At 66.8% G+C, this 23330-nt stretch carries 17 protein-coding genes; 8 read left to right on the forward strand and 9 right to left on the reverse strand.

Annotated features, from left to right (window positions below; all coding sequences use genetic code 11):
* Positions 1–41: 41 nt before the first annotated feature.
* From A6A29_RS21775 to A6A29_RS21790, 5 genes are all read right to left on the reverse strand, one after another.
* Positions 42–791 carry an IS5/IS1182 family transposase gene (locus A6A29_RS21775; RefSeq protein WP_073722128.1) on the reverse strand — a complete coding sequence of 250 codons (750 nt, stop codon included), beginning with the start codon at positions 789–791 and terminating at the stop codon, positions 42–44.
* A 409-nt stretch (positions 792–1200) separates the two neighbouring features.
* Complete coding sequence (locus A6A29_RS44855) at positions 1201–1416, reverse strand: hypothetical protein (protein ID WP_143197024.1); 216 nt, start codon at positions 1414–1416, stop codon at positions 1201–1203.
* Positions 1413–2897, reverse strand: a complete 1485-nt coding sequence (locus A6A29_RS44860; RefSeq protein WP_143197025.1) for a hypothetical protein — start codon at positions 2895–2897, stop codon at positions 1413–1415. The genes A6A29_RS44855 and A6A29_RS44860 overlap by 4 nt, the downstream gene beginning before the upstream one ends.
* A 588-nt stretch (positions 2898–3485) precedes the next feature.
* Entirely contained in the window at positions 3486–4013 is a 528-nt protein-coding gene (locus A6A29_RS21785; RefSeq protein ID WP_079182932.1) for a GNAT family N-acetyltransferase, read from the reverse strand.
* Complete coding sequence (locus A6A29_RS21790) at positions 4010–4882, reverse strand: XRE family transcriptional regulator (protein WP_241838594.1); 873 nt, start codon at positions 4880–4882, stop codon at positions 4010–4012. Before A6A29_RS21790 ends, A6A29_RS21785 begins: the two co-directional genes overlap by 4 nt.
* A 619-nt stretch (positions 4883–5501) precedes the next feature.
* Between A6A29_RS21790 and A6A29_RS21795 the strand changes: the two genes are divergently transcribed.
* The 7 genes from A6A29_RS21795 (at position 5502) to A6A29_RS21825 (ending at position 13404) form a co-directional block, all read left to right on the forward strand.
* On the forward strand, positions 5502–5927 hold the full coding sequence (locus tag A6A29_RS21795; RefSeq protein ID WP_073722157.1) for an ATP-binding protein: 426 nt from the start codon (positions 5502–5504) through the stop codon (positions 5925–5927).
* Positions 5924–6343: a DUF6415 family natural product biosynthesis protein gene (locus tag A6A29_RS21800; RefSeq protein ID WP_073722132.1), complete on the forward strand. Its 420-nt coding sequence runs from the start codon at positions 5924–5926 to the stop codon at positions 6341–6343. The genes A6A29_RS21795 and A6A29_RS21800 overlap by 4 nt, the downstream gene beginning before the upstream one ends.
* A gap of 217 nt (positions 6344–6560) precedes the next feature.
* A complete protein-coding gene (gene fxlM / locus A6A29_RS21805) occupies positions 6561–7796 on the forward strand; it encodes a methyltransferase, FxLD system (RefSeq protein ID WP_073722133.1) in 1236 nt (411 codons plus the stop codon).
* A 55-nt stretch (positions 7797–7851) separates the two neighbouring features.
* A complete protein-coding gene (locus A6A29_RS21810) occupies positions 7852–8043 on the forward strand; it encodes an FxLD family lanthipeptide (RefSeq protein WP_012380187.1) in 192 nt (63 codons plus the stop codon).
* 86 nt (positions 8044–8129) lie between these two features.
* Positions 8130–11195 carry a lantibiotic dehydratase gene (locus A6A29_RS21815; RefSeq protein WP_073722134.1) on the forward strand — a complete coding sequence of 1022 codons (3066 nt, stop codon included), beginning with the start codon at positions 8130–8132 and terminating at the stop codon, positions 11193–11195.
* Positions 11192–12424 (forward strand): lanthionine synthetase C family protein, encoded by a 1233-nt coding sequence (locus tag A6A29_RS21820; RefSeq protein WP_073722135.1) that lies wholly within the window; start codon positions 11192–11194, stop codon positions 12422–12424. The genes A6A29_RS21815 and A6A29_RS21820 overlap by 4 nt, the downstream gene beginning before the upstream one ends.
* Positions 12406–13404, forward strand: coding sequence for a thiopeptide-type bacteriocin biosynthesis protein (locus A6A29_RS21825; protein ID WP_073722136.1), 999 nt, complete (start codon positions 12406–12408; stop codon positions 13402–13404). Before A6A29_RS21820 ends, A6A29_RS21825 begins: the two co-directional genes overlap by 19 nt.
* A 25-nt stretch (positions 13405–13429) precedes the next feature.
* Here the strand turns inward: A6A29_RS21825 and A6A29_RS21830 are convergent, their stop codons facing one another.
* Genes A6A29_RS21830 through A6A29_RS21845 form a run of 4 tightly spaced genes read right to left on the reverse strand, consistent with a single transcriptional unit; the run spans position 13430 to position 22344 of the window.
* Complete coding sequence (locus A6A29_RS21830; protein WP_073722137.1) at positions 13430–16156, reverse strand: pPIWI_RE module domain-containing protein; 2727 nt, start codon at positions 16154–16156, stop codon at positions 13430–13432.
* Positions 16144–19677 (reverse strand): hypothetical protein, encoded by a 3534-nt coding sequence (locus A6A29_RS21835; RefSeq protein WP_158074434.1) that lies wholly within the window; start codon positions 19675–19677, stop codon positions 16144–16146. The genes A6A29_RS21830 and A6A29_RS21835 overlap by 13 nt, the downstream gene beginning before the upstream one ends.
* 22 nt (positions 19678–19699) lie before the next feature.
* The gene (locus A6A29_RS44865) at positions 19700–20758 is read right to left on the reverse strand and encodes a hypothetical protein (protein WP_143197027.1); all 1059 of its coding nucleotides are present in this window, start codon (positions 20756–20758) and stop codon (positions 19700–19702) included.
* Positions 20755–22344, reverse strand: a complete 1590-nt coding sequence (locus A6A29_RS21845; RefSeq protein ID WP_079182933.1) for a PD-(D/E)XK nuclease family protein — start codon at positions 22342–22344, stop codon at positions 20755–20757. The genes A6A29_RS44865 and A6A29_RS21845 overlap by 4 nt, the downstream gene beginning before the upstream one ends.
* 79 nt (positions 22345–22423) lie before the next feature.
* Between A6A29_RS21845 and A6A29_RS21850 the strand changes: the two genes are divergently transcribed.
* On the forward strand, positions 22424–23314 hold the full coding sequence (locus A6A29_RS21850) for a serine/threonine protein kinase (protein WP_073722139.1): 891 nt from the start codon (positions 22424–22426) through the stop codon (positions 23312–23314).
* Positions 23315–23330: the final 16 nt, after the last annotated feature.

Consider the following 23330-nt stretch of genomic DNA (forward strand, 5'->3'; position numbering starts at 1 on the left):
CCTCAGACTGGGAACTTGCTGCCGCGCTTCAGTGAGCATTTTCAGCCCTGCCTCTCCAGGGTGAGGACGGCCTTGGCGATTGACGTCATTCGATTCGGGCTGCATCGTGATCTTCGGAAGATCCGCCAGGACTTGAGTCGCGCTATCCCACGTTCGACGGGCGCTCGGGACGTGGCCAGTGCACGGTTGACCGTCCGTTCTGTCGGGGTCAGCTGCCCGCCGGGCGGGCGTCTGCGACCGGTGGTGACCCAGAGGCCGGCGCCCGTGTAGGCGCGGTCTGCCAGGACAGGGACGCCCTGGCGTTCGCAGATCCGGATGATCCGGTGGGTGCGGGCCGCGGTCAGGTCGTGGCACCGGCCCGGCAAGGCCGGCGAGATCCACAGCACGTGCCCGGTCTGATCGGTCACGACCTGCACGTTCACGCCGTGGCGGCGGTGCTTGTGCGAGTAGTCGGCCCGGCCGTCGCCCACGCGGTCGCACTCGGCGAGCGTTCCGTCGAGCAGGACGTACTCGGGTTCCCGCTCGCGCAGGATCTTGAGCAGGCCAGGGGCCTGACCAGCGAGAAGGTTGATCACGGCCGTGGTGTAGGCATGGGCGGTGCCGACCGAGATGCCGAAGCCGGCGGAGATCTGAGCCAGGGTGTCGTGCTTGCGCAGGTACACCAGAGCGACGAGCGCGCGTTGGTGCGGCGGGAGCTTGCAGCGGCGGTCACCCTCGCGGGTGACGATGAGCATCGTGACCCACTCGACCAACGCATGAGGCAGGTCGAGTGCGGCAGGATCAGGAACCAACGAGGCACCTGCGCTCATGAGTTGAGACGTCGAACACCTCCCTCAACGGCACGGGTGCCTCGTGCGTTGCGGCCAGTCTGGCCGTCACCCCATCAGTGGCCACTCTGAAAAAGCTCAGTAAGGAGGCGCGACAGCGGCACTTTCAACCCGCTTCCGCTGAGCTATTTCAGCGTTTCCTCTCCAGGGCAGGGACAGCGGCGGCAATAACGGACATGCGGTTGGGAATGCAACGAGCTCTGCGCGAGGCTTCTACGCGGCTGAGTTGAATCGTCGACTATATCTCTCAACGGCACAGAAGCCTCGTGCGTTGCGGTACGTCGGCCAGTCCCGCAATCAGTGGCCACTATGGAAGAACTCACTTATTAGAGGCCCTGCAGAAGCACCAGAAGTACGGATAACTCTATTCCATCTATTCGGCAGACTCCTGCGCCGGGCCATGGAAGGCATACGGACCCCGTGGAACATCCTTCAGGCTCATTGCCCGATCAAGAAATTCCTCTAGCCTTGCTTGCAGTTCATCGGGATCCGTGAAGGTGTCTGCGGTAATTTCACGAAAGGCATTCTCCATCACCGGCGAAATTCGGGCAACGCTTCTGGTTGACTCCACCATCACCATGGCAGTCATAGTTTCGAGAATGTGACCCCGGGCCGTGTAAATCGAATCCGGCGATCCCCCATTCGATTGTACGCCCACAAGGATTTCCCAGGCACCTTGTCTGCGAATACGCGCATGAAAGTGCGCAAACTCACCCAACGCCCTATTGAGGGGAGCGAGTCGGCGCCACCCTGCCGCATTGACCCAATCCTTGGGTGTGGATGAAAGAGATTCTTCGAGTTTAGCTGCCTTTCCGGCTTAGTGGCCCACACCCGAAGCCTAGCGCATTGCTCCAGAACCACCCGCAAGGCAGCCATCGATCGATCATCGTCCTCAAGCCACAGCCAGTGGGCGGTCCGAAGCGCCGACGCACACATCGCCGCAGCATTCCCTTCGGGTGAATCCCCAAGCCACAAGGACAAGACACCAGCCATCTCGGTGGCCATCACATTCGTCGAGTCGCGACCACCCAAACCATCAATATTGAAGCCGTCGCCCAGCTTCTCCTTTTCTTCTTCCAGCGCCTTCAACGCCCAGCGTCCCGCACGCGCACGACGCTCATAGAAGTGCAGGTGAACCATTTCGCCGTCGCGGAAGAGCCGTCCAGCCGGGCGCCTTCCCCTCATTACTTCCTCGTAGGCGTACGACGCACTCCGCATCCGCTCAAGAATGTCCGGGGAGAGTCCAGTTTGCGGAAGCAGCGGAAACAGGCTTGACGGGATGGGGGCATCCCCTCCCGCGTAAATACGTTCCGGAAGCGCGAAAAGAGCCGGAGCGAGCTCAGGTTTCCCCTGTTCCATTGCCAGGGTCGCTAGGCACACCCGAATCTGCCGCAGATACAACATGAGGACGTCGGATAGCCATTGCGAAGCTTCAACAAGTTCCGTCGGCTCATCGGCGAGAAGATCGCATGCGTCCCACCGCAACACCTTGATAAAGTCGCCTCTACCATGCAAGAGCTCTGAGAGCAGCTCCATTAGGGTGCCGGGATATACGCGATAGTCCTTACCGACGATCACCGAGGGCCCCTGAAACCCCAGAGACCTCCGCTCATCCTCCCAGAAATCGAGTTCGGAAATCTCGGATCCAACATTCGTGTCAGACTCTTGCTTTATAGCAGACGGATACTTTTCGTGGCCACGCGACCAGGCACGGGCGGCGAATTCTGCAGCACTCTCGCCAGAGATGTGTTTAACGCCGTAGTTGTACGCTACGTTTTCGGTCCATCTCTCCATCTGTGAGCGCAAGACAGCAGACGCTCCCACGAACTGCCCACTGAAAATGAGCCGTGCGGCAACAAATGCACTATCAGCACCCCAGGCCAAATGATCCACCCATGATGCTCCGTAATCGGCTGGATGCCGATCTCGAGTCGCCCCAAATTTTCGCAGCATCATGTCGATTAGACCAAAAGACAGCAACGCTGACATCACAGGTTGGATGGCGCTGGATGGGATCTCGGGAAGATTCATCATGCGCTTGTTATGGCGAGCAATCAGGGACTCGGTCACATGCCTAGTCTCCTGTTGCGCAATTCGCTCGTACTCGGAGAGTGAGGAACCCCGGCGACCTCCACGTCGTTCGGCCCTATTTGCGCGACGTCTCTCCCTGCGCGCTTGTTCCTGCTCTGACACCGGCGGCTGACGCAATTCAGCCCTGCGCTTGCTTGCCTTGCCCACGTAGACTCCAAAAGGCTCGATGCCTGCTAGTGGCAGAGTGACGTAGATGCGCACGCGTCGCTAGCTATTTTTCCCGTATTTGCACGGCGAACAACAGTAGGGGGCCGGGGCAGGGCCTTCGTTCTCTTTCAGAGCGGCCACTGCTCGGGGGACCGGTCAGGGTACCGAAAGGCATGAGGCTCCCGTGCCACTGAGAGAAGTCTTCGACGACCACCCCAATAGCTTAGAAGCCTCGTCGGTTTCCTATCCTGCCTCACTCGGCCTGCCTCATACCCTGGTCGAGTGGCTAACCGTGCTGATCGTCGCCCGTGATGGTGACCGCCGCTGCATAAGGAGGGTGCAGGCACGGCCCGCGGCCGACATGATCACGAGCCGGGCCTGCACGCAAGGCCGGAAGTGGGTGACTCGGATCAGGGCGGCTCACGGGTGCAACCTCTTCACCATGACCGCGTACACCGGGGAGTCAGCGAAGGGCTGCTGCTCACCCGCCTTCTCGTAGCCCCACGTCTCGTACAGGTCCTGAACCTTCGGGTGCGTCACGTCGACCAAGAGCACCGCAAGGTCTTCGCCGCGTTTCTTCAGCAGGGCTTCGTGGAGCCGCTCCGAGATCCCTTGCCTCCGCCACTGCGGGCGCACCATGACCTCGGAGACTGCGTAGGTCGCGATGTAGCCGTTGTTCGGCGCGAACGCCGTGGAACGCCACCACTCACGGCCCGGCTGGAGCGGGGCGCCGTACGCGAAGCCGGTCGGCTCGTCACCGTCGAAGGCGACGACGCAGGTGAAGCCGTCCATTCCTGACCAGTGATCGACGAACCACGGGAACCGCTGGTTGAACTCGTTGCCCATCGCGTCGGCGTAGGCGTCGGCGTGCACGTCGATCAGCATCTGCTTGAAGCCCTCGGGGAGGCTTCCCTGTCCGTAGTGCCGCAGGTCGATCACCCTGGTCACGTTCGGCTCCATTCATCTCGCATGCGGTCTGCCCAGTCGCGGGCGTACGTCGTCGACGGCGCCAGCCGGAACAGGTCTCGGTGGAAGTCTCCGATCAGGGTGCGCATGCGGCCCGGTAGTGGAGCGCCCTCCATGATCGTGAAGACGGTGCCCGCGGTCGCCGTGGCCTGCTCGGGCTCGCCCTGGCGGAGTTGCGCCAGGGCGAGCTGGCAGGTGGCCAGCGCGCGGTTGCGCTGGAACTCCGCCGGGATCCTGGCCAGGGATCGGTGAGCCATCGCCTCGGCTTCGGCGGGCTCCCCGTTGTGGTTGAGGATGATCGCCGCGAGGTGGTTGAGTTCCGCCGGCCCGTAGAACGCGGTCCATCGGGGGCGCTCGTCCTCGGCCGCCTTGCGGTAGTTCTCCTGCGCTGCGCCCAAGGACCGGCGAGCGGCCCGCAGGTCTCCCAGCGACGAGTGTGCGAGCGCGAGACGGACGCGGCCCATGGAGCCGAAGAACGGGTCTCTGCGGGCAGCTAGAGAGGCGTTGGCCGCCTGAGCTGCGGCAAGTTGTTCCGGCCAGTTCTTCCGCTGGTAGGCGAGCATGGCCATGTTGACCCACACGCGCATGGCCGTGGGCGGGTCCTGGGAGAGGCCGGCGAACGTGGACGACTCGTGCAGGTACGTCCGGGCCTTGTCCAGGTCGCGTAGGTCGATGCACGACCAGGCGGCGACGGTGGTGAACTCGGCCGCGAGCGCGTACAGGGCACGGCGTACACGTTCGCTGGCGTTCCGGTGCTGAAGCTCCAGCACCTTTGCGCGAGCTTCGAGGGCTGCGGTCGCCAGGGAGGCGTGCCCGCCTTGGCGGTCGTCGGCCTCCACGAGCTGGTTCATGCTGGCCGATGCTCGGGCCACGTCCGTCATGCCCACCGACCGACGTTGCTTGACCACGGGAACGACTGCGGTTGCCGTCCCGGTGGTGGAAGCGATGAAGTCGCGACGCCGCACAGGGCCCTCCGGGGGATGTTGCATGGAGCTGGGTGCGCTGAACCCTAAGTCCGCCACGGGGCAGCCGAACACACGCTCAAGTGCGGCGCAAGTGCGTCCGATTGGGCGTCGGCTTGATCCGTTGAGCAGGTTGCGCACCGTCCGGGAGGAGATGTCGCCAGGCCGACCGGTGATCTCCTGAAGCGCGGCGTTCAGGCGTGCCGCCAACTCCTCCTGCGTCAGACTGAGTTGATTAAGTCGGCCCTGAAGAACGAGATTTCCTCCCATGCACCGAACGTAGTACCGCCGTCACGCTGGCACCTAGAGCTCGGGTAATAGAAACGTAAAGTCTTCCGGTTGGTGGACGTGCACGAATCCGGGACTCTTCCTGTTGCGCTGCACTCATCGCTCGTTGACTGGTCATCGGTCGCCAAGCCGGGTTCGGTGCGGCGGCACGGAGGAAAGCCCGGTCCTGCCTTGCTTGCCCGGACCGGGAACCCCAGCCGGAGGGAAAGACCTCGTGACCATGACCGTCGCTCAACCGAATGCGATCGGCTTCCCGGGCTACGCCGCAGAGGTGCCTTGCGTACGTGAGTCCGTGAGCCTCGCCCGCGCTTTCGTCTCCCAGGTGCTGGCGGTCTGGGGCATGGACGACGACGTGACCGGCTGGGGAAAGATCATCGTCACTGAACTGCTGGCCAACGCCGTCGAGCACACCGAGACCCCGGTGTCGCGAATCCACATCGAGCGTCCGAGCAACGGTGCCGTCCGCATCGGAGTCTCCGACCGCTCGCACGACGCTCCCCACCTGAAGACGGCCGACCTGACGGCTGAGAGCGGCCGGGGTCTGAGTCTGGTCGCGGCGATGAGTTCGCAGTGGGGCTACGACACGCACCCGTGGGGCAAGGTCACCTGGGCTGTGGTCGAGACTCCCGTGGGGAGAGAGCGGTGAGCACAGCAGTGGCTCCAAAACCTCCAGCCCAGGAATGGACGTCACCGCTCGACGCGGACGGTTTACGGCTCGTGCTGGAGCGGTTCCGGGCGTGGGAACCCCTCGACGTCGAGGAGGTCTTCGACGACCTCGACGCGGCGATCGGCAGTCAGACACCGCCTGTTGCAACGGCTGTCGCCCTGCTCGGCCGCCTCCGCAGACACCTGAAGCAGCTCAGCGACATCACGGTGGCTGACGACAGCTTCCCGCCCAGTGCCGAGATGACCCGACTTGTCGAGCGAGGAGTCCCTCTGCTGGAGGAGCCCACTCCGGCCGGCTATCGGCAGGCTGTCGGACTCGCCCGCCGTCTCGCCTTCGTGACCGCTGACCTGATCGAAGAGCTGATCGAGGCCCGCTACATCAAGGAGATCGAGTGACACACGCCCCTTGCCACCCGCCAGCCACCCAGCGGGCTGGTCGACACGAACCGGCCCGCCGGGCAGCCCTCCGCGGGCGTGGTCCTCCCAGCTCGCCGTCCAGCGCGGCCCCGTCGGTCAGCCGACGAGAACCGAGCGCGTTCGCACCCGGTTTCCCCGGCCCATCCGGCACGCGACGCCGGCCTGCGTCCCCCATACGTACGACTGAAGGAAGTCCATGACGAACACGACCGTCGAGCCCGACGAAGCGACCCGTCTCCGGAACAAGGTGGTGGACGAGCTGCGCGCAGGCGGCGACATCTCCTCCTCGGAGATCGAAGCCGTGATGCGCAAGGTGCCTCGGCACGCATTCATTCCCGACACCCCGCTGGACAAGGCGTACGACACGTACGCGGCGGTGATCACCAAGACGGACGAACACGGTGTGCAGCTCAGCTCAGTCTCCGCCCCGCAGATCCAGGCGATGATGCTGGAGCAGGCCCAAGTGAGGCCCGGTATGCGCGTGTTGGAGATCGGTTCGGGCGGCCTGAACGCCGCCTACCTCGCCGAGCTCGTGGGTGAGCGCGGCGAGGTCGTCACCGTGGACATCGACCCCGTCGTCACCGAGCGGGCGCACCGGCTCTTGGACGAGCACGGCTACGGCTGGGTGCGCGTCGTCACCGCCGACGCCGCCGAGCCCATTCCGGACCTCGGCGAGGTCGACGTCGTTATGGTGACAGCCGGGGCCTGGGACATCGCCCCGGCGTGGACCGCGCAGCTCAAGCAGGGCGGTCGACTTGTGGTGCCGCTACGGATGCGTGGCCTGACCCGGTCGGTCGCCTTCACGCAGATCACGGGCGAACACGGCCCGTACCTGGAGAGCGTGTCGGCGCTCATCTGCGGCTTCGTCCCGATGCAGGGCTCGACAGCCCACCGGGAAGAACTTCTTCTCGTCAACGGCACACCGGAGATCGGGCTGAAGTTCGATGACGGGCTACCGGCCGACCCACACCGACTGGACAACGCGGTCACGTTCCCGCGCCACGAGCTGTGGACAGGCGTCGTCATCGGCCTCTCGGAACTCATCGACACCCTCCAGATGGCCATGGCCATCAGCCTGCCCGGCTTCTGCACGATGGCCGTCGACGAGGACCTGGACACGGGCCTGGTCGCCCCCGTGAACAAGCGGTTCGCCCTCGCCGCCGTCGAGGACGACACCTTCGCCTACCTCGTCACCCGCCGCACCGAGGACAACAAGCACATCGAATACGGCGTGCACACCCTCGGCCCGAACGCGAAGCAGTTCGCCGACCAGGTCGCCGACGTGCTCCGCGACTGGGAGGCCAGCCGGCGCGGGGGCCCCAGCCCGGTCATCCGGGTCTATCCGGCCAACACCTCTGATGACCAGATCCCGGCCGACCGGGTCATCGACAAGGTGCACAGCCGGGTCTCGCTCTCCTGGCCCTCGGCGTAACGCCGGAAGCCAGGTTGTTCCACACCATCCGGACACCAAGAAGAAAGGCACGAACATGACGAGCGCCACTCTGGCCCCTCCCGCCCCGCTGGCGGGCCTGGACGACGACTTCGCACCCCTGGACGTGAAGGTCGTCATCGCCGAGCACGCGTACGGCAAGCTCATGTGCTCCACGGGCGACGGCTGCGGCACCACCTGCGCGACCGGCGCCTCCGCCTGCGGCTCCTTCACGGAGGACCCGGCCTGATCCAGGCCGTTCCCTGCCGGTGGGGCGAGCGAAGTGTTCCGCTCGGCCCACCGGCTCCTCACCCGCCCCGCCAGACGGAGGGCCCCATGGTTTCCCGAGCAGTCGCCGACTACCGATGGCAGGGCGCCGCCATGCTGCGCGCCACCACCAGCCCCGAGCCGGCAGACATCCCCCGTACCCTCGACCTGGACAACGTGGCCGTCACTCGCGGGTGGCTGAACCGCGTCTGGGAGTGCGATGACTTCCGCAACGCGGTGGAGCTGGCCACCCCCGTCCTGTCCGACGCCGTCGAAGCAGTCGTCCAAGGCCGGCAGTCCGAGCCCCGTCACGTCCGCCGCACCGCGGTATCGACGGTCTCCTACCTCTTGCGGCGGCAACACCGACCGACCCCGCTGGGCCTGTTCGCCGGCACCGCTCCGGTGACGGTAGGGCCCAGGGCAAGCGCGCGGTGGCGCGACAAGCACCGCGTGCTGATCCGGCCGGACTCCGAATGGGTCACCGACATGGTCCTCCGGCTCCAGCGCATCCCCGCGTTACTGGCGCGGCTCCCGCTCGTCGCCAACAACGCCGCCCGCACGCGGGGCGATCGGCTCGTGGCGCCGGGCCCGCCCTCCGACGGGCACGCCGTCCTGCTGGCCCCGGTCGAGATATCCGTCCGCAATGCCCGGCCGGTGGCCGCCGTCATGGACGCCGCCCGCTCGCCCATCCCTTACGGCGCCTTGTACGGCCACCTGCGCGACAGCTTCCCCCAGGCCACACCGGAGCAGATCGACGCGCTTCTCACCGGCCTGGTCGAGCAGCAGTTCCTCATCACCAGCCTGTGGGCACCCATGACCACCGTGGACCCCCTCCAGCACCTGTGCCACGAACTGGAACAGCACGACGCAGACAGCATCCCTGACGTGCGGGACCTGGTACACGAGCTGTACGCACTACGCGACGAGGTATCCGCCCACCAGCCGACACTCTCCGACATCAGCGTGAGCGCCCTCGCCACACGGATGCGCGCCCTCACCGCCGTCACCCCGACACCGTTGCTCATTGACACCGCCCTCGACTGCGAGACCCAGCTCCCGCAGACCGTGATCGCGGAAGCGCAGGCAGCCGTGTCAGCCCTCTACCGGACCACCCCGCAGCCCTACGGCTATCAGCACTGGCGCGACTACCACCGCCGGTTCCGGGCCCGGTACGGCGTCGGCGCCCTGGTGCCGGTGATGGACCTGGTTGCCGACAGCGGCCTCGGGCTGCCCGCCGGATACATCGGCTCCGAACGCGGAGCCTCCCTGAAGGTGCGCACAGACCGCGACGAGCTGCTGCTCTCGCTGATACAGCAAGTCCTCCTCGACGGCCGCGACGAACTGCGGCTGACGGACGACATGGTCCATGCCCTGGAGAAGGCCGCCGGAACGGACGAGCGGCTGTTCGTGCCCCGAGTGGAGGCCGCCTTCGAGATCCACGCCCCCAGCACCCGGGCGCTGTCCAGCGGCACGTTCGACCTCCTGCTCACGGCGGTGCCCCGCCCCGGCAGCAGCATGGCGGGCCGGTTCGCCCACGTCCTGCCGCCCGAGCACCAAGACGCCCTCGCCACCAGCTATCGCGGGGCACCGGACCGCCTCGCGGCGCAGCTCGTGTTCCCACCGCGTCGGCACCGCAACGAGAACGTCACCCGCACATCACGACTGCTGCCGCACATCATCGAGCTGTCCGGCCACCAGGAGCGCGACGAGACGACGATCCGGCTCGCCGACATCGCCGTAACCGCCGACCCGCGCAGTTTCCATCTCGTGCAGCTCTCCACCGGCCGGCCCATCGACGTGCGGGTCCTGCACGCCTTGGAAGGCGGAACCCAGACCCCGCCGCTGGCCCGGTTCCTGGCAGAGGTGGCCAACGGACGGTACGCCGCCTACAAGCCGTTCGACTTCGGTGCCGGTTCTCGGCTCCCGTACCTCCCCCGGGTCCGCTACCGCCGCACCATCCTCACGCAGGCCCGATGGCTGCTGATGGCGGCAGACCTGCCCGGCCGCAAAGCCCCGAGGCGGGAGTGGGAGGACGCCTTCGCCTCCTGGCGGGACCGGCTGCGGGTCCCGATGCAGGTCGCCGTCATCGAGTACGACCAGCGCCTCCCGCTCGACCTGTCCCACCCGGTCCACCTCCGGGTCCTGCGCGCCCACCTCGACAACGCCCGGCGCGTGGAGCTGCGCGAGGTACCGGACGCAGACGCCCACGGCTGGATCGGACGGGCACACGAGATCTGGCTCTCGCTGGGCCGTTCCGAGCCGGGCACCCCGTACAAGCCCCGGCCGCGCTCCACCACGTCGCCGGGCGCCGACCGGCATCTGCCGGGCGGCGGCGACGTTCTTCACGCACAGCTCCACTCCCATCCGGGCCGCTACGACGAGATCCTGAGCCACCACGTCCCCCACCTGCTCGCCGCATTCGGGGAGGAGCCGCCGACTTGGTGGTTCACCCGCCACCGGGAGATGGCCCGGCCGGACGCCGACCAGCACCTCGACCTCACCCTGCTCCTGTCGCCGGACTCGTACGGAGTCGGCGCACAGCAAGCCCGCGCCTGGGCCGACAACCTGCACACGATGGGACTCGCGTCCGGACTCGCCCTGGCCCCGTACCAGCCGCAGGCCGGACGCTTCGGCCACGGGCCGGCCATGGACGCCGCGCACCAGGTGTTCGCCGCGGACTCCGCCGCCGCCCTTGCGCAGATCCAGCTCGCCGAGCGCACCGATGCCTTCGCCCGACAGGCCCTCGCCGCCGCCAGCGCGCTGCACCTCGTCACTCCCCTGGCACCGAACGCTGCGGCGGCCGAAGAGTGGCTGGTGGGCAACCTCCCCCAGGGCACCGGACGCTTGGACCGGACCCTGCGCAGCCAGGTGCTCGAACTCACTGGGCCAAACGGCGCCTCTGCGCTCGCGCCCCTCCCCGGGGGCCAGCAGGTCACCGAAGCGTGGCGAGCCCGCGCCGCCGCCGTGGACTTCTATCGGACCGCATTGGTCAGTGAACGTAATCCGCTCGACGTCGCCCGGTCGCTGCTGCACCAGCACCACGTCCGAACTCTTGGCGTCGATCCGCGCACCGAGGAGACGACGATTCGACTCGTGCGAACAGCCGCCCTCCAGCACCGGATGGCGGACCGATGACCACGCTGGCAACCACCGCCGCAACAGCCTTGGAGCAGTACACAGCTGATCTGGCTGAGCCTCCTCCCCCGCCCCCGGAGGAGCCCTGGGCGGTGCAGTCGCTCGCCGACGGCGCTGCCGGAATCAGCCTGCTGCACATCGAGATCGCCAGCAGGTACGGCGGCTCCTGGCGTTCCGCGCACCGGTGGATCACGAGTGCAGCCTCCGGACCCATCAGCGCGGCCGACCAGACGGGCCTGTTCCTCGGCGCCCCGGCCGTCGGCTTCGTCCTCACCGCCGTCCCTCGGGCCTACCAGCATCTGTACGTCTCGGCCCGCACGACCCTTCACCAGCACATCACCGACCTCGCCAACCGCCGCGTGGACGCCGCGCTCGCCCGCATCGACAGGGGAGACCTGCCGACCTTCGCGGAGTACGACCTCTTCTACGGCCTCACAGGGATCGGCGCCTACCTCCTGCGCACCGAGCCCGAAGGCACAGCCCTGGAGAGGATCTTGCAGTACCTCGTCGCCCTGACCCGGCCACTCGCCGCTGACAGGCGCGGGCTGCCCGGCTGGTGGGTACGCCATGACCCGGCGCGCGGCGAGTCGCCCCACTTCCCGGGCGGGCACGGCAACTTCGGCGCAGCCCACGGCATTACTGGCCCACTTCTCCTCCTGGCCCAGGCCATGCGCCGAGGCATCACCGTCCGTGGTCACCAGGACGCCATGTTCACCATCTGCGCCCACCTCGACGCCTGGTGCCAGCACGGCGATTACGGCCCCTGGTGGCCAGAGCACATCTCCCGGCGCGACCACGACCGCGGCCAACCTCATCACGACGCCCCCGCCCGCCCGAGCTGGTGCTACGGCACAACGGGCATCGCACGCGCAGGGCAACTCGCAGGGATCGCCCTGCGCTCACCCACACTCCAGAACTTCTACGAGGACGCCCTGTACCGGACATTGTCCGATCCCGCGCAACTCGCCCTGGTCACCGACAGCGGTCTCTGCCATGGATGGGCGGGCATCTACCAGACCGCTCACCGCGCAGCCGCAGACGCTCTCGACCCGCGGCTTCACGCCCTCCCGGAACGCTTTGGTGACGCCCTCGCCGCATCCGGCCGGTCCAGCTCCCTCTCGGATCCCGGCCTGATCAACGGCGCCGCCGGCACCGCACTCGCCCTCACCACGCTCGCCTCGCAGCAGGCGCCGAGCACTGGATGGGACACATGTCTCTTGATCAACTGATCCAGACAACCGAGCCGAGTCCGACGCAGCACGCCGTCCTCGCCGTCCTGACCGGCCTGCCGCTCGCCGACGCGGCGCAGCAGTACCGGATAGACCCTGTGGTCCTCTCCGACGCGGTCGCGGTCTACGACCAGGCCGGCCGAGAAGCCCTGGCCCGCCACGCAGCCATCACCGACTGGTGGCAGACGTACCTCCACTTCACCGACTGGCCGAACGCCGACACCACCTTCACCACGCACGTCCTGCCCATCCTGCGCGAGGCGGAAGCCGCCCGCGCGATCGACGGCTGGTGGTACACCAGAAAGCACCCCTGCTGGCGGCTGCGCCTCCGGGTCCAGCCTGCGGGCGGCGCCAAGCTGACGATCGGGGACGGCTTCGACCGCCTCGTCTCCGACGGACACCTTCAGCGCTGGTGGCCCGGCATCTACGAACCGGAGACTCCAGCGTTCGGCGGGAAGACCAGCATGACGGCCGCGCACGCCCTGTTCGTCACCGATAGCCGAGAGATCCAGCTGTTGCGCCAGCGCGACGATCTCACCGTCGGGCCCAGGGAACTGTCCGTCCTCCTGTGCACGATCATGATGCGCGCCGCCCGACTGGAGTGGTACGAGCAGGGCGATGTCTGGGACCGCGTCATTACGACGGAGCACCGCTCGGCCGTCAGCGACGTTCCGCCGGAACAGCTCGACGCCCGAGTCCAGGAGATCCGTCCTCTGCTTCTCGCCGACAGTGACGTCCTGCTGCGCCCCGGGGGCCCACTGGAACCTGTCGCCGAGTGGGTCGCCGCATTTCACAACGCCGGCCAAGCCCTCGCCGACGGCGTCCGAGACGGAACACTCGACCGTGGGCTGCGACAGGTGCTCAGCTACCACGTGATCTTTCACTGGAATCGACTCGGGCTATCAATGCGAGGGCAGAGCATTCTGGCTTGGGCAGCCAGAGCAGCGATTCTGTGCGGCAATGGGCACAAGGAGGGCTAGCACGGCACCTCCGGCTCAGCAACGTCTATTCGTCGACCTGCTCGGTTGCCGGGGCTGGAGCCAATGGTAGGAAGTACTCCTCGGCGAGTTTCGCCAGGTGCAGCGGGAGCGGCCGGGCAAGCGGGTGGTACTCGTCGTGGAAGCGCAGCTGGTGGACGGCTGCCGCAATTACTGCGGGTCGTTCTGGCGTCGCGCCGGGGCTTCCCCCCGCAGCCAGAGCTGCCTCCGACAGACATCCCAGCACGGTGAGTTCCAATGCCTGTGGATTCCAGGCCGTAGCCGCAGGGCCGTGGGGCCAGTCCTTGTCGGGTACCAGTTTGCGTAGGTCGCGCCGCACCGTGCCTGCCGTCGGCGGTTTACCGACGGTGCTGACGAACACACGGTTGTCCGGGCTCGCCTCGCGGGCGGCCCAGAGGCCAGCGGAGAACCCTGGCGGCTCCTCGTCGGTCTCGCCGGGCGCATACCACTCGGGCGTCTCGCCGCGACTGTTGGCGTCCCGAATCAACACCGCTCGCAAGCCGCCTCCATAGAGCGCGAGCCGCGTCAGCTGTTCCCCGTGCAAAGTCACCATGTCCCTGACCAGTTGTCCGTTGTTCAGGCCGGGCCATACCCCGCGTAGGTTGCCGCTGTTTACCAGGAGCAGGGTCGGTCGATCGCGTACTTGGTAGAGCAGTGACCTGACCTGGCGCTCGACCTCGTCACGCCGCTCATCCTGGGTGGAGAAGGCCCGGGCTGATCGGATCTGCGTCGGGTGGTCCGACGTGAACTCGTCGGCAGCGAGGGCAAGCAATAGTTGGGCGTATGGGAGCCACTTTTTGCGGGTGTCGTCCCAGCCACACACCGGATGTACAGGATCGCGTGGCCGGATGCGGAGAGCAACCAAGCGCTGTCCCGCCTGTCGGGTCGGACCGTCTGCCTGGCACCGGACGTACCAGAGCGCCAGGTACTGAAGGCCATCCGCCAGCTTGTCGTCCAGCCGTTGGTCCGGCGGGACCACAGCACCGAGTTGGCGCATCCCGTCGGCTACGGCGGACTTTGCACGATGGGCCACGGCCCCGTCAGAGTCTTCCGGAACCACGATGAACTGGCTGACTCGACGGGCCACGGCGCAACCGAGCCGGAGTGCAGACTTGGGATCGGAGTCCCGGACTGGGAAGCGCTCGGGACCGAGCGTCTCCACGATCACCAGCCCTTCCGAGGCCGGTGGGGGGACAAAGTGGCCAGTCGTCCGTGCAGCGCGCTCCCGTACAGCCTGAGCGAGCGCCTGCGCTCGTTTGTGGCCGGACTTCCGGATGACCTCGAGTGGGGCGCCCAGGGTCCCGAGCGGACGGGTACGCAACCTGACTCGCAGTTCGCCGTCCTGCCACTCATGTTCACCATCCACTCCGCAGGATCCGGCAGAGAGGCCCAGCCACTCACGAAGCGCCGCGACCAAAGCGTCCCGGGTCTCCTCGGTCTGCCAGAGTACGTCCACCAACAGCGGACGCCCGTCGAGGGTCGCGCGCACCGCGTCCCGGCGGGCTTGGATTCGGTTCCGGGCCCGCTTCTCCTGCTCCGCCTGGTCTTTCGTCGGGGAGGTGGGCAGCAGGACGGGCTTGGACTTCCGGTGCACGCGTTCAAGCTCAGGTACCCGGCGCAGGAAGGGGCCGATGCCTTCCTCGACCCAGTGGTCGAGCAGCGAGCGTTCCAACGGCATGAGCCCGGCGCCGACACCATGCCGCCCCATCGCGGTGCTGTGCAGGATGCCAGCCGCAACCCCGTTCTGTCCTTCGATCCACCCGACCGGTTCGGCAACCAGATCAGACGGCTTGGGGTAGGCGCGCGTCACGTCCAGTTCGGGCAGCAGGCCGACCAGACTCTGCCGACTCCAGGCGAGCATCCCGAGGCTGCGGTCGTAGGCAAGGGAATTGGCTGTGAGCCGTCGGCGCGGGCCGTGGACACCTGGCCACGGCAGCGGCGCGTCGAGCAGTACGGTCGCACCATGCCCTTCCGGCAGCCATACGGGCGATCCTGTGGCCCAGCGACGGATCCCGTATGAGACATGCACACGGAACCGTGGGGCGAAGGGCACCGTCTGAACGGTGACGGTCACCAGTCCTGAGTAGAACCATGTGTGTTTTCCCTTCGCGTACGACCGTGGTGGCCAGCTGACCAGCTCAACTCCTTGGTCGCGGGTGACCAGCCGGAAGGACAGGTCGACGCCGTTGAGGCGAAGTGGGGAGGAGGCAAGCCTGGCACCGATCCGCTCGGGCAGCAGTTGATAGAGCCTGCGGTCGGGGTGGGCGGTGCCGCCCGGAGAGTGATCCGCAGCCGTGAGGTCCACCGACTCAGTGCGCCACTGCGGGGTGTAGTCGTCGATCAGTGCAAGGGCCCGGTCGAGGGCTGCCCGGTGGTTGGCCATGCGCTCAGGCTCGGGATCGGTGCCGGGCGGCAGGGTCATCACCCAGGAGGCCAGCAGCGGGGAGATCAGCTCCGCGGGCATCTCCTCGGACGCATAGAACCACGGGACCTCGGCGTTGCTGCCGGCCCCCCTGCCCGTGGCCACCAGGCCCGGAGCGGTGGCTCGGAGTAGGTCGTTGAGCTTGCTGATCGGCAAGGCCGTCGGCTGTTCCCGGCGGCGCCATCGCCGCCGGTAGAGGTCCATGAACTCGGCCCGCCACTCTTCGGGAAAGCTGATGACCCGGTACTGCTCAGCCCAGGGTTCCCTGTCCATATCCGGTTCATAGGCTGTGGTACTGATCAGGTGATACACGCGGTGTTCCCTTCATTGGGGGATGGATGGAGGCAGCGGTCGAGGGCTGTCCACATCGGGCGGTAGAGCGCCCGGACGATGTGACGATCGTCGGCAGGCACGTCGGTCCCGGGGGTGAAGTAGGGCTCAAGGACGGAGTGGATGCTGTGCAGGAGGCTGCTCTTGGGAGTGTCCGGTTCCTGGGACGCCCCTCCAGCGGCCAGATGGGGGGAGAATGTGGCGTCGACAAAGGCGACCCTGGTAGGCACCGCACCACGCACGGAACGGCCGATCACCTGCCAGATCAGTACGAGCAGGTCCCAGGTGATCGCTTCCCGGTCATCTCCGAGGGAGCTCCATGCCATGCTCCGGGCGAGCACCCGGTACCACTGAGATCGAGCGAGATCCCTGACCTTGCGGGCACCGAGACCGAGGCTGGGCTCGCTTCGTACCCATTCGTCGAACGCCCCGCCCCTCATGGCCCGCACAATCCAGTCGTTGATCGCGTGTACCGCGAGGCCGAGGTCGTCGGGGCGCGGGTTGGGTCGGGCGAGGAAGTAGATCGACCCGATCGCAGCGTGATCGCGGTCTAGGTCGAGGATGTTGTGTCCGCGCTCGACAGCTAGTAGCGGCGCCACCAGGATCTCGGCGCGGGTACTGGCCAGCGTCTCGACGTCGCCACGGCGCAGGATGGGCGCGTGGTGCTCGTCGCCCTCCCCCAAAACGCCGGCCTCGGGATCGTCGTCCGACACCAGCCGGCGGACCCTGCACTTCCACCGCCTATTGAGGGTGTGCAGGGTGTCCGCCACGACTTTGGATTCCTCATAACTGCCGACGAGCAGCAGGATGTGGCGGCGACTCTCCGGAAGGCGCTGTAACTCCTCCCGGAGACGGCTGATTCCGGCGTCTTCGTCGCCGAGGGCGACGGCCATCCGGCGCAGGATCTCCTGCCGTTGATCGAGTGGCTCGCCGGAGAGTCGCTGCGCGTCGTACTGTCCATCGCAGGTGCAGCCCGCGCGGCATCCGCAGACGCTGCGAATGAACTCGAAGCGGAACTCACTCTGTTCGGCGATCCGGTCCAGGTCCTCCGGGCCTGGCTCGATGATCACGCCTATTTCCACCGGAATGTGATAGCGGCTGGACTTGCCTGCCCAACTGCTACCCGACATCAACAGGACGTTGGTACCAGGGCGACCATCCACCGTCGGCAGGTCGGGCATCTCCCGAAGTAGTTCCCGGCCGACCCCGCTGCACCGGAAGAACCTGAGTTCCCCGGTGCGCACTCCACCGTGATCCGGGCTGTCCATCAGAAACTGGAAGCCGATCACATTGCCCATCGGCGCCTCGGGCACCATGGGTCCGTAGTCGAGCGGCCTGCGGTACATCTCGTTGAAGCCCAGGTTGAGTGCTGACGCGACACGCGGCCACATGGCGTTGATCAGGGCAAGTCTGGGCTCCAGGGCGCTGAGGAGCATGGTGAACTCGAAGCGGGTCACGAGCAGCTTGAGCCAGTCGTCAGAGTTCTCCGGAAGGGGTTCCTTCTTCAGCCGCCTCGCCCTCTTGCGGCTCTTTCCAGGAGGCTGCGGCGCCCGGGGCCGCTCGGCGGCCGCGAGGTGGCGCAGCTCCTCGTACTGCTCAGAGGCTTCGGCCGTGGGCTCCAGCAGCGGGTCCAGGGCGAAAAGGCGGCATACCATCTCCTCCAGCCGCTCGCGGGTTGTTTCGCGCCGGTTGGTGTGCAGGAGTTCGCCCAGCAAGGCGGTGAGTTCCACGCCGTCCTCGGTGTATCGCTGCCGGTCGCCGAACGGATTCTCCCGGAAGGCGTCGAGGATCTCGGTGAGTCGAAGCCGCGGAGCCCGGTGCCGATGCCCGACCGCAGGTCCCAATGCCTCGGCCGACGTCCCCTCACGATCTTCCGGGAGCGGATACCGCTCCTCCACCAGGCGGAGTTGGAGCGTCCACGCGCTGAAGTACCCAGTTCTGACCCAGTTCCGCAGTTCCACATCGCGGACGAGCATGGCCACCAGGCGGTCGGCGGCGGTCTGCGTGGTGTTGACGGCCGCCGACCAGTTCTCCACGTCGCGGTCGGACAACTGGATCCCGCCGGCACCGGCCAACTCACGGATACGGTGCTGGTTGACATCGTGCAGGAAGGACCGTGTGTCGGAGCCGCCGCCGATCAGCGGGATGGCCGGCGCGAACATCCGATCCAACTGCATCTGGACTCGGTCCGCCTCATCGATGATCACCAGGTCACTGCGCCGACAGGCGAGTTCGAGGTACCGGACGCGTTCCGGGTTCTGTGGGTGCGGCACCTTGGAATCCACCAGGCTGGGCGGTGTGGCAACCCATAGGGCCGCGCCGACCAGCTCTCGGGCTCCGTGGTGGCGGGGACAGGCGGACCAGAAAGGACAGGCCAACTGCCGCCGTTCCCAAAGGTCACCGGCGGGATCGCGGCGGCTGGGCTTCTGCAATCGGGCGCAAGGCGCCTCGCCGAATCCCAGCAGATCGTCGGCGAGCTGCCCCTCTGCGTATCGGAGTGCATTCAGAGCGCAGGACGTGCTCAGGTATGCGAACGCCGGATCGTCGTGCGCGAGCAGGTTGCGTCTGCCACGGCCAGCCAACCGCCGGTGCAGTCGCTCGGCGTGCCGCTGGCGACCCGAAGCACCAAGAACCGGCGCGGCAGATCGGGGCACGTATGTGTTGTACCGCTCCACCATCTTGAGCTGTTCCGCGACGTCCCCGACGACGATGGTCGCCCGCATGCCCTGCCGGGCCATGTGCACCGCCAGCACGTCTCGCAGGGTGCTCTTACCGGCGCCGACGATGCCCAGCAGGTGCTGGATCCGTCGCACCTCAAAGCGGTCCGCGCACCGGAACCCGTCCGCCTGGCGGGTGAAGAGGTGGACCGCCCCAAGCCGCCCTGCCCAGTTCTCGGACTTCACGGAATCCATGTACGCCGCTGTCTCCAGCAGGTCGCCCCACAGGAAGGACAGTGGCTTACCGCCGTTCTCCGGCAGTGTCGCGAAATCATGTTCGACCGGTGAGGGAAGGGCTGACTCGGGCAGCTGAACGGTGGCCTGATGCCGTCCGATCGGGAAGGTGTGCCCTCCGGCCGCCGCGATCACCATGGGCCGTCCGGCGAAAGCAGGTGCCTCGCGCAGCAGCCGTTCGTAGGCGTCCCAGCGGTCCGGCGCCACCGATAGCGAACGCCGACGGACGGCTGGAAGACTCAGGTCGGCGACCTCATAGCCTCTGAGCTGCCGGTCGAGCAGCTGGTAATCCTGGAGTGCCTCGGTCCACGCCCTACGCCGACCCCAGGTCCACACCGTGTGCCGGGCTGTGCGGAGAGTCCGCTCGCCAACAGCATCGACGGCTCGCCAAGCCCGTGCGAACGGGTACCCGCTGAACAGTGTCCAGGCGTCCTCTGCCGGAGCTTCTGCCGCGAATGTCTCTTGGAGGAGGAGCCCCACCTCGATCTCGCACAAGGAGACGAGCCGGGCAGTCTTCATCTTCGGGGCGGCATCCGACAGTGGGACGACCACCTCGCGCAGGGACTGGGAAGTACTACGCACGGTTCCTCCTCGATCGATGGGCTGGTCCCGGTGTTGTGAAATCGCTCGCGGCCACGAGGCGCACCTGAGCTCCCACCGGTAGGGCAAGGTCGAAGCGCCGGCGACATCCGGGGCGCCCTGCCATGGCGTCCGGCATCACGATGTCCAGGGGACCGTCGAGCAGCGTGGCGACCTCCGCCGCCCGCAGAGCGGCCAGGCCCGGTTGTTCTCGGTCATAGACCTGGAAGACCCGGAGAGTTCCGTCCGGGCTGGTGACGCGATGGACGCCCAGACCCAGTGGGAGCAGCTGGACCTGATCTGTGAGCCGGGAGCGGACTGTCTGCTCGGTGCGACCGGGAAGTGCCAGGAAAAGCCGGAGCGCGAAGGGAAGAGCAAGGGCCGACTGGGACCCCTGGGACGTTTCGAGTTCACGGTCTCCGGATGAACAGCCACCCTCACACCAAGGGCGCCCGGCCGTGACGTACTTGGCGAGCAGCCCACAATCGCGACAGCAGTGCAGCAGCCCGGCGTCCGGGAAGCGGTCGGGCACAGGACCGTAGAGTCCCTTGACCAGATTCCAGACTTGAGCCACGGCCGGCTGCATCAGCTGCATCGGATCAGGACGGAGCATGACCGGCCGGTCGATGAGGAAGTCTCGGCACGCCGCGAATCGCTCCACGGTGCCGCAGGCAGCGGCGAGTTCGGCGAGCAGTGTTTCGGCTTCCCGCTCCGGCACACCGTACGGGCCGAGGGAGGCCAGTTCGACGCAGGTCCGCGTAGGCTCACCCGCCTCGGGGTGAATCAGGCGGGTGCCAACGGTCAGGAATTCGTCCGGTAACCCTGGCACCCATTCTTCCGGCCCTCGTTCTCGACACCAACGCATCAGGTCCGGTACTCCGGCCGGAACCGGATGGCTGCGGGTCATTCCCGACAACACCACTTGGTCCAAGACAAGTTGAACTCCTGGTGGGTAAGGGAGCCGGAGTGCCGCAGACCGGTTGATCGAGGTCAGTTCGAGCACGCCGCGGGCCACTGCGGCCAGCAGAGCGATGGCCTGTCCGTCCTCGGTCACTGGCCCTCCTCTGAGCCCACTTGCTGCGACTGCCGCACAGAGCACCACCTCGCCACCTCGCAGTGGGCACACTCCGGGCCGGGCACTGCCTCGAACAGCGTCTCCGTATGCCAGCCTTCGACCTGTTCGCGTAGCACCGCTTCGGCGACGGCAAGGGTCGCGGGTGCGAAGGGATCGATGGTGCGCAGATCGGCTCCGGCGGGGCGCAGCAGCTCCAGTTCGACCCGCCCCCGGACCTGCGGGCCGGAAAGTACGCCGCTGCCAATGATCTTCACGGCCAGGGCCAGCTGAGGGTAGGCAGCCAACAGGTCGCGGCGAGGCCGGTCACTGGCAGAAGTTTTAGTCTCCCGCCAGACCCATGAACCCTCGCTTCTGTAGAGCAGGTCGGGTTCCGCCAGGACGAGCAGGTCGGCTGCGGTGTCGTCGAAGGCCATCCTGGGCTCGATCCGGATCTCCGACTCCGGTTCGGCCGTGTGCAGCGGGCAGACCTCAGCATGGTGCCGCAGCAGATCGGCACCAAGCTGCCGCTCCTCATCGGGGAGCCGGTACCCCTCGGGCACCCAGTCCCTCGGGATCTCAGGTGTGCAGGGCGTGCGCGACTGCCGTTCGTGCCGCTCGGCGAGGAAGGCGTGCAACGCCCGCCCACGCTCGGCAGCGGTGCCCCGCTCCACGGTGTCATCAGCCGGGAGCCGCAGGCCGCGCAGGTAGCCGCGGGCCGGGCAACTCTGGTGGCCACGCCCGGTGGTCGAGGACCAACTGCGCCGCGGCTGACTTCGATCGGCCGTCCCCAGTAAGCCCGCGGTCTTCGGAAGCGTCGGGCACACTGGCGCGATAGCACACGAGACGCAGGCGGTACCGGGGCGGTATTCCTGGCTGCCGAGCAGAGCGCGAACAGCGGGCGCCCCGTCCCTCCGGTACAAGGTCAGTGCCTCGGCCCGGCTGCCTTCGAAGATCGGAGCCGTGCGACCGTCGGACAGGGCGAACTGAACGACCCTGACTTCTTCCAGTCGTGGATCAGGGTTCCCTTCGGCCGCTACAAGGGCGGCTATCGCGCGCTCTGTGTCGCTGCGCGTACGGAGGCGCTTGACCACCGGCAGTCGCAGCTCTCGCCGGCGACCGTCGGGGGATTCCAAACAGCGGCCCCAAGCCGTGATCCGGTATTCCACGGCGGCCTGACCGTCGCCGGCCGCTCGCTGATGCTTGTAGACCCAGGGGTTGGGAGCGAGGTGCAGGGCCGAATTCGGTACCGAGTCGGTGGGAAAAGCCTTCCGGTACATCAGTAGCGCATGCTCGGTCCACTGGCGCACCCCATCGTGCAGCGGACGCTGTCGACCTCCGCTCGGCGGGTTCGGCGACGATTCGTCCGCTGGCCGATCGAGCTCGTCGGCCGCAGCCATGAACGGGCCGTTGGGGAACGGATCCAACACCTCAGGTTTCCAGGCGGGCCGTACACGAGGCCGCATCCCGCGTGCCTTCAGCACGTCGGACGCCGGGCACCGGTACCGCTCCGGGCCGAACATGCTTAGCCGCAGGGTGACGGTGGTGGATCCCCCGATCAGTCCGTCGGGTGGCCAGGTCTCTGTCATAATCCTCTCGTTTCTCTAGGCCCCGGAACAGGTTGTCGAACCTGCTGGGTAATCCTCTTTTGACTACGGAGCGAATGAAGTGCTTCCCGGGACTTTTCTCGACGGGCGTTACCGGGTGCTGCGGAAGCTCGGCCACGGCGGCGAGGGTGAGCTCTTCGTCGCCCGGGACGAGTTGGACCGTTGCGAAGTGGCGGTTAAAGCTCAATTCCCCCGCACCTTCGAATCAACGAAGACCTATGCCTCTGCCGCCTTTGCTTTGGAAGACGAGCTTGAACGACTCACATTCATGCGGCATGTACCAGGAATTCCTGAGGTACTGGGAGACGGTTATTACGGGCGGCACCGGGGCCGATACATTGTGATGGAACTGGTCCAAGGCGATACGATTGCGTCCTGGATCAGCGACCACCATCCAGTTCCAGCGGCTGCGGCAGTCTCAGTCGTCGCGCAGCTCTGCGATATTCTGCACGGCGTACATAGGGAGGGCTACGTACATCGGGATGTCTCCGCGAAGAATGCCATGATGCAGCCCAGTGGGAAGGTCAGACTGCTAGACGTAGGCATTTCCGGGCCGATCGGGGAAATCAACTCAGATCCTCGCGGCACTCCGGGTTATGCACCTCCGGAGCAGTACGACAATAAAGCACTACTGACTCCGCAGGTCGATGTCTTCTCCCTCGGCACCATGCTGTTCGCCATGGTCGGCGCCGAGTTGCCTTACAGCGGCCTGGAAGGCCCACCAGATGCCACCACCCCAGCCTTCCCGAACGGGTTTCGTGCCCATATGTCCAATACGCTTCAGAGCCTCGCGCTCGCCATGGTCTCCATCGACCCGGGTGAACGCCCGGATCTGGCTGCGCTGCGGAACTACCTGCGGCCAATGCTGCCCACCCCCCGCTGCCCCGCCTCCCCGAAGGCCACCCGGCCGGACCCGACCACCCCTTACCGGCTTGGCTTGTCGTTGCCGTAACCGGGACGGAGCCAGC

Source organism: Streptomyces sp. TSRI0281 (genome assembly GCF_001905125.1).
Lineage (GTDB): Bacteria > Actinomycetota > Actinomycetes > Streptomycetales > Streptomycetaceae > Streptomyces.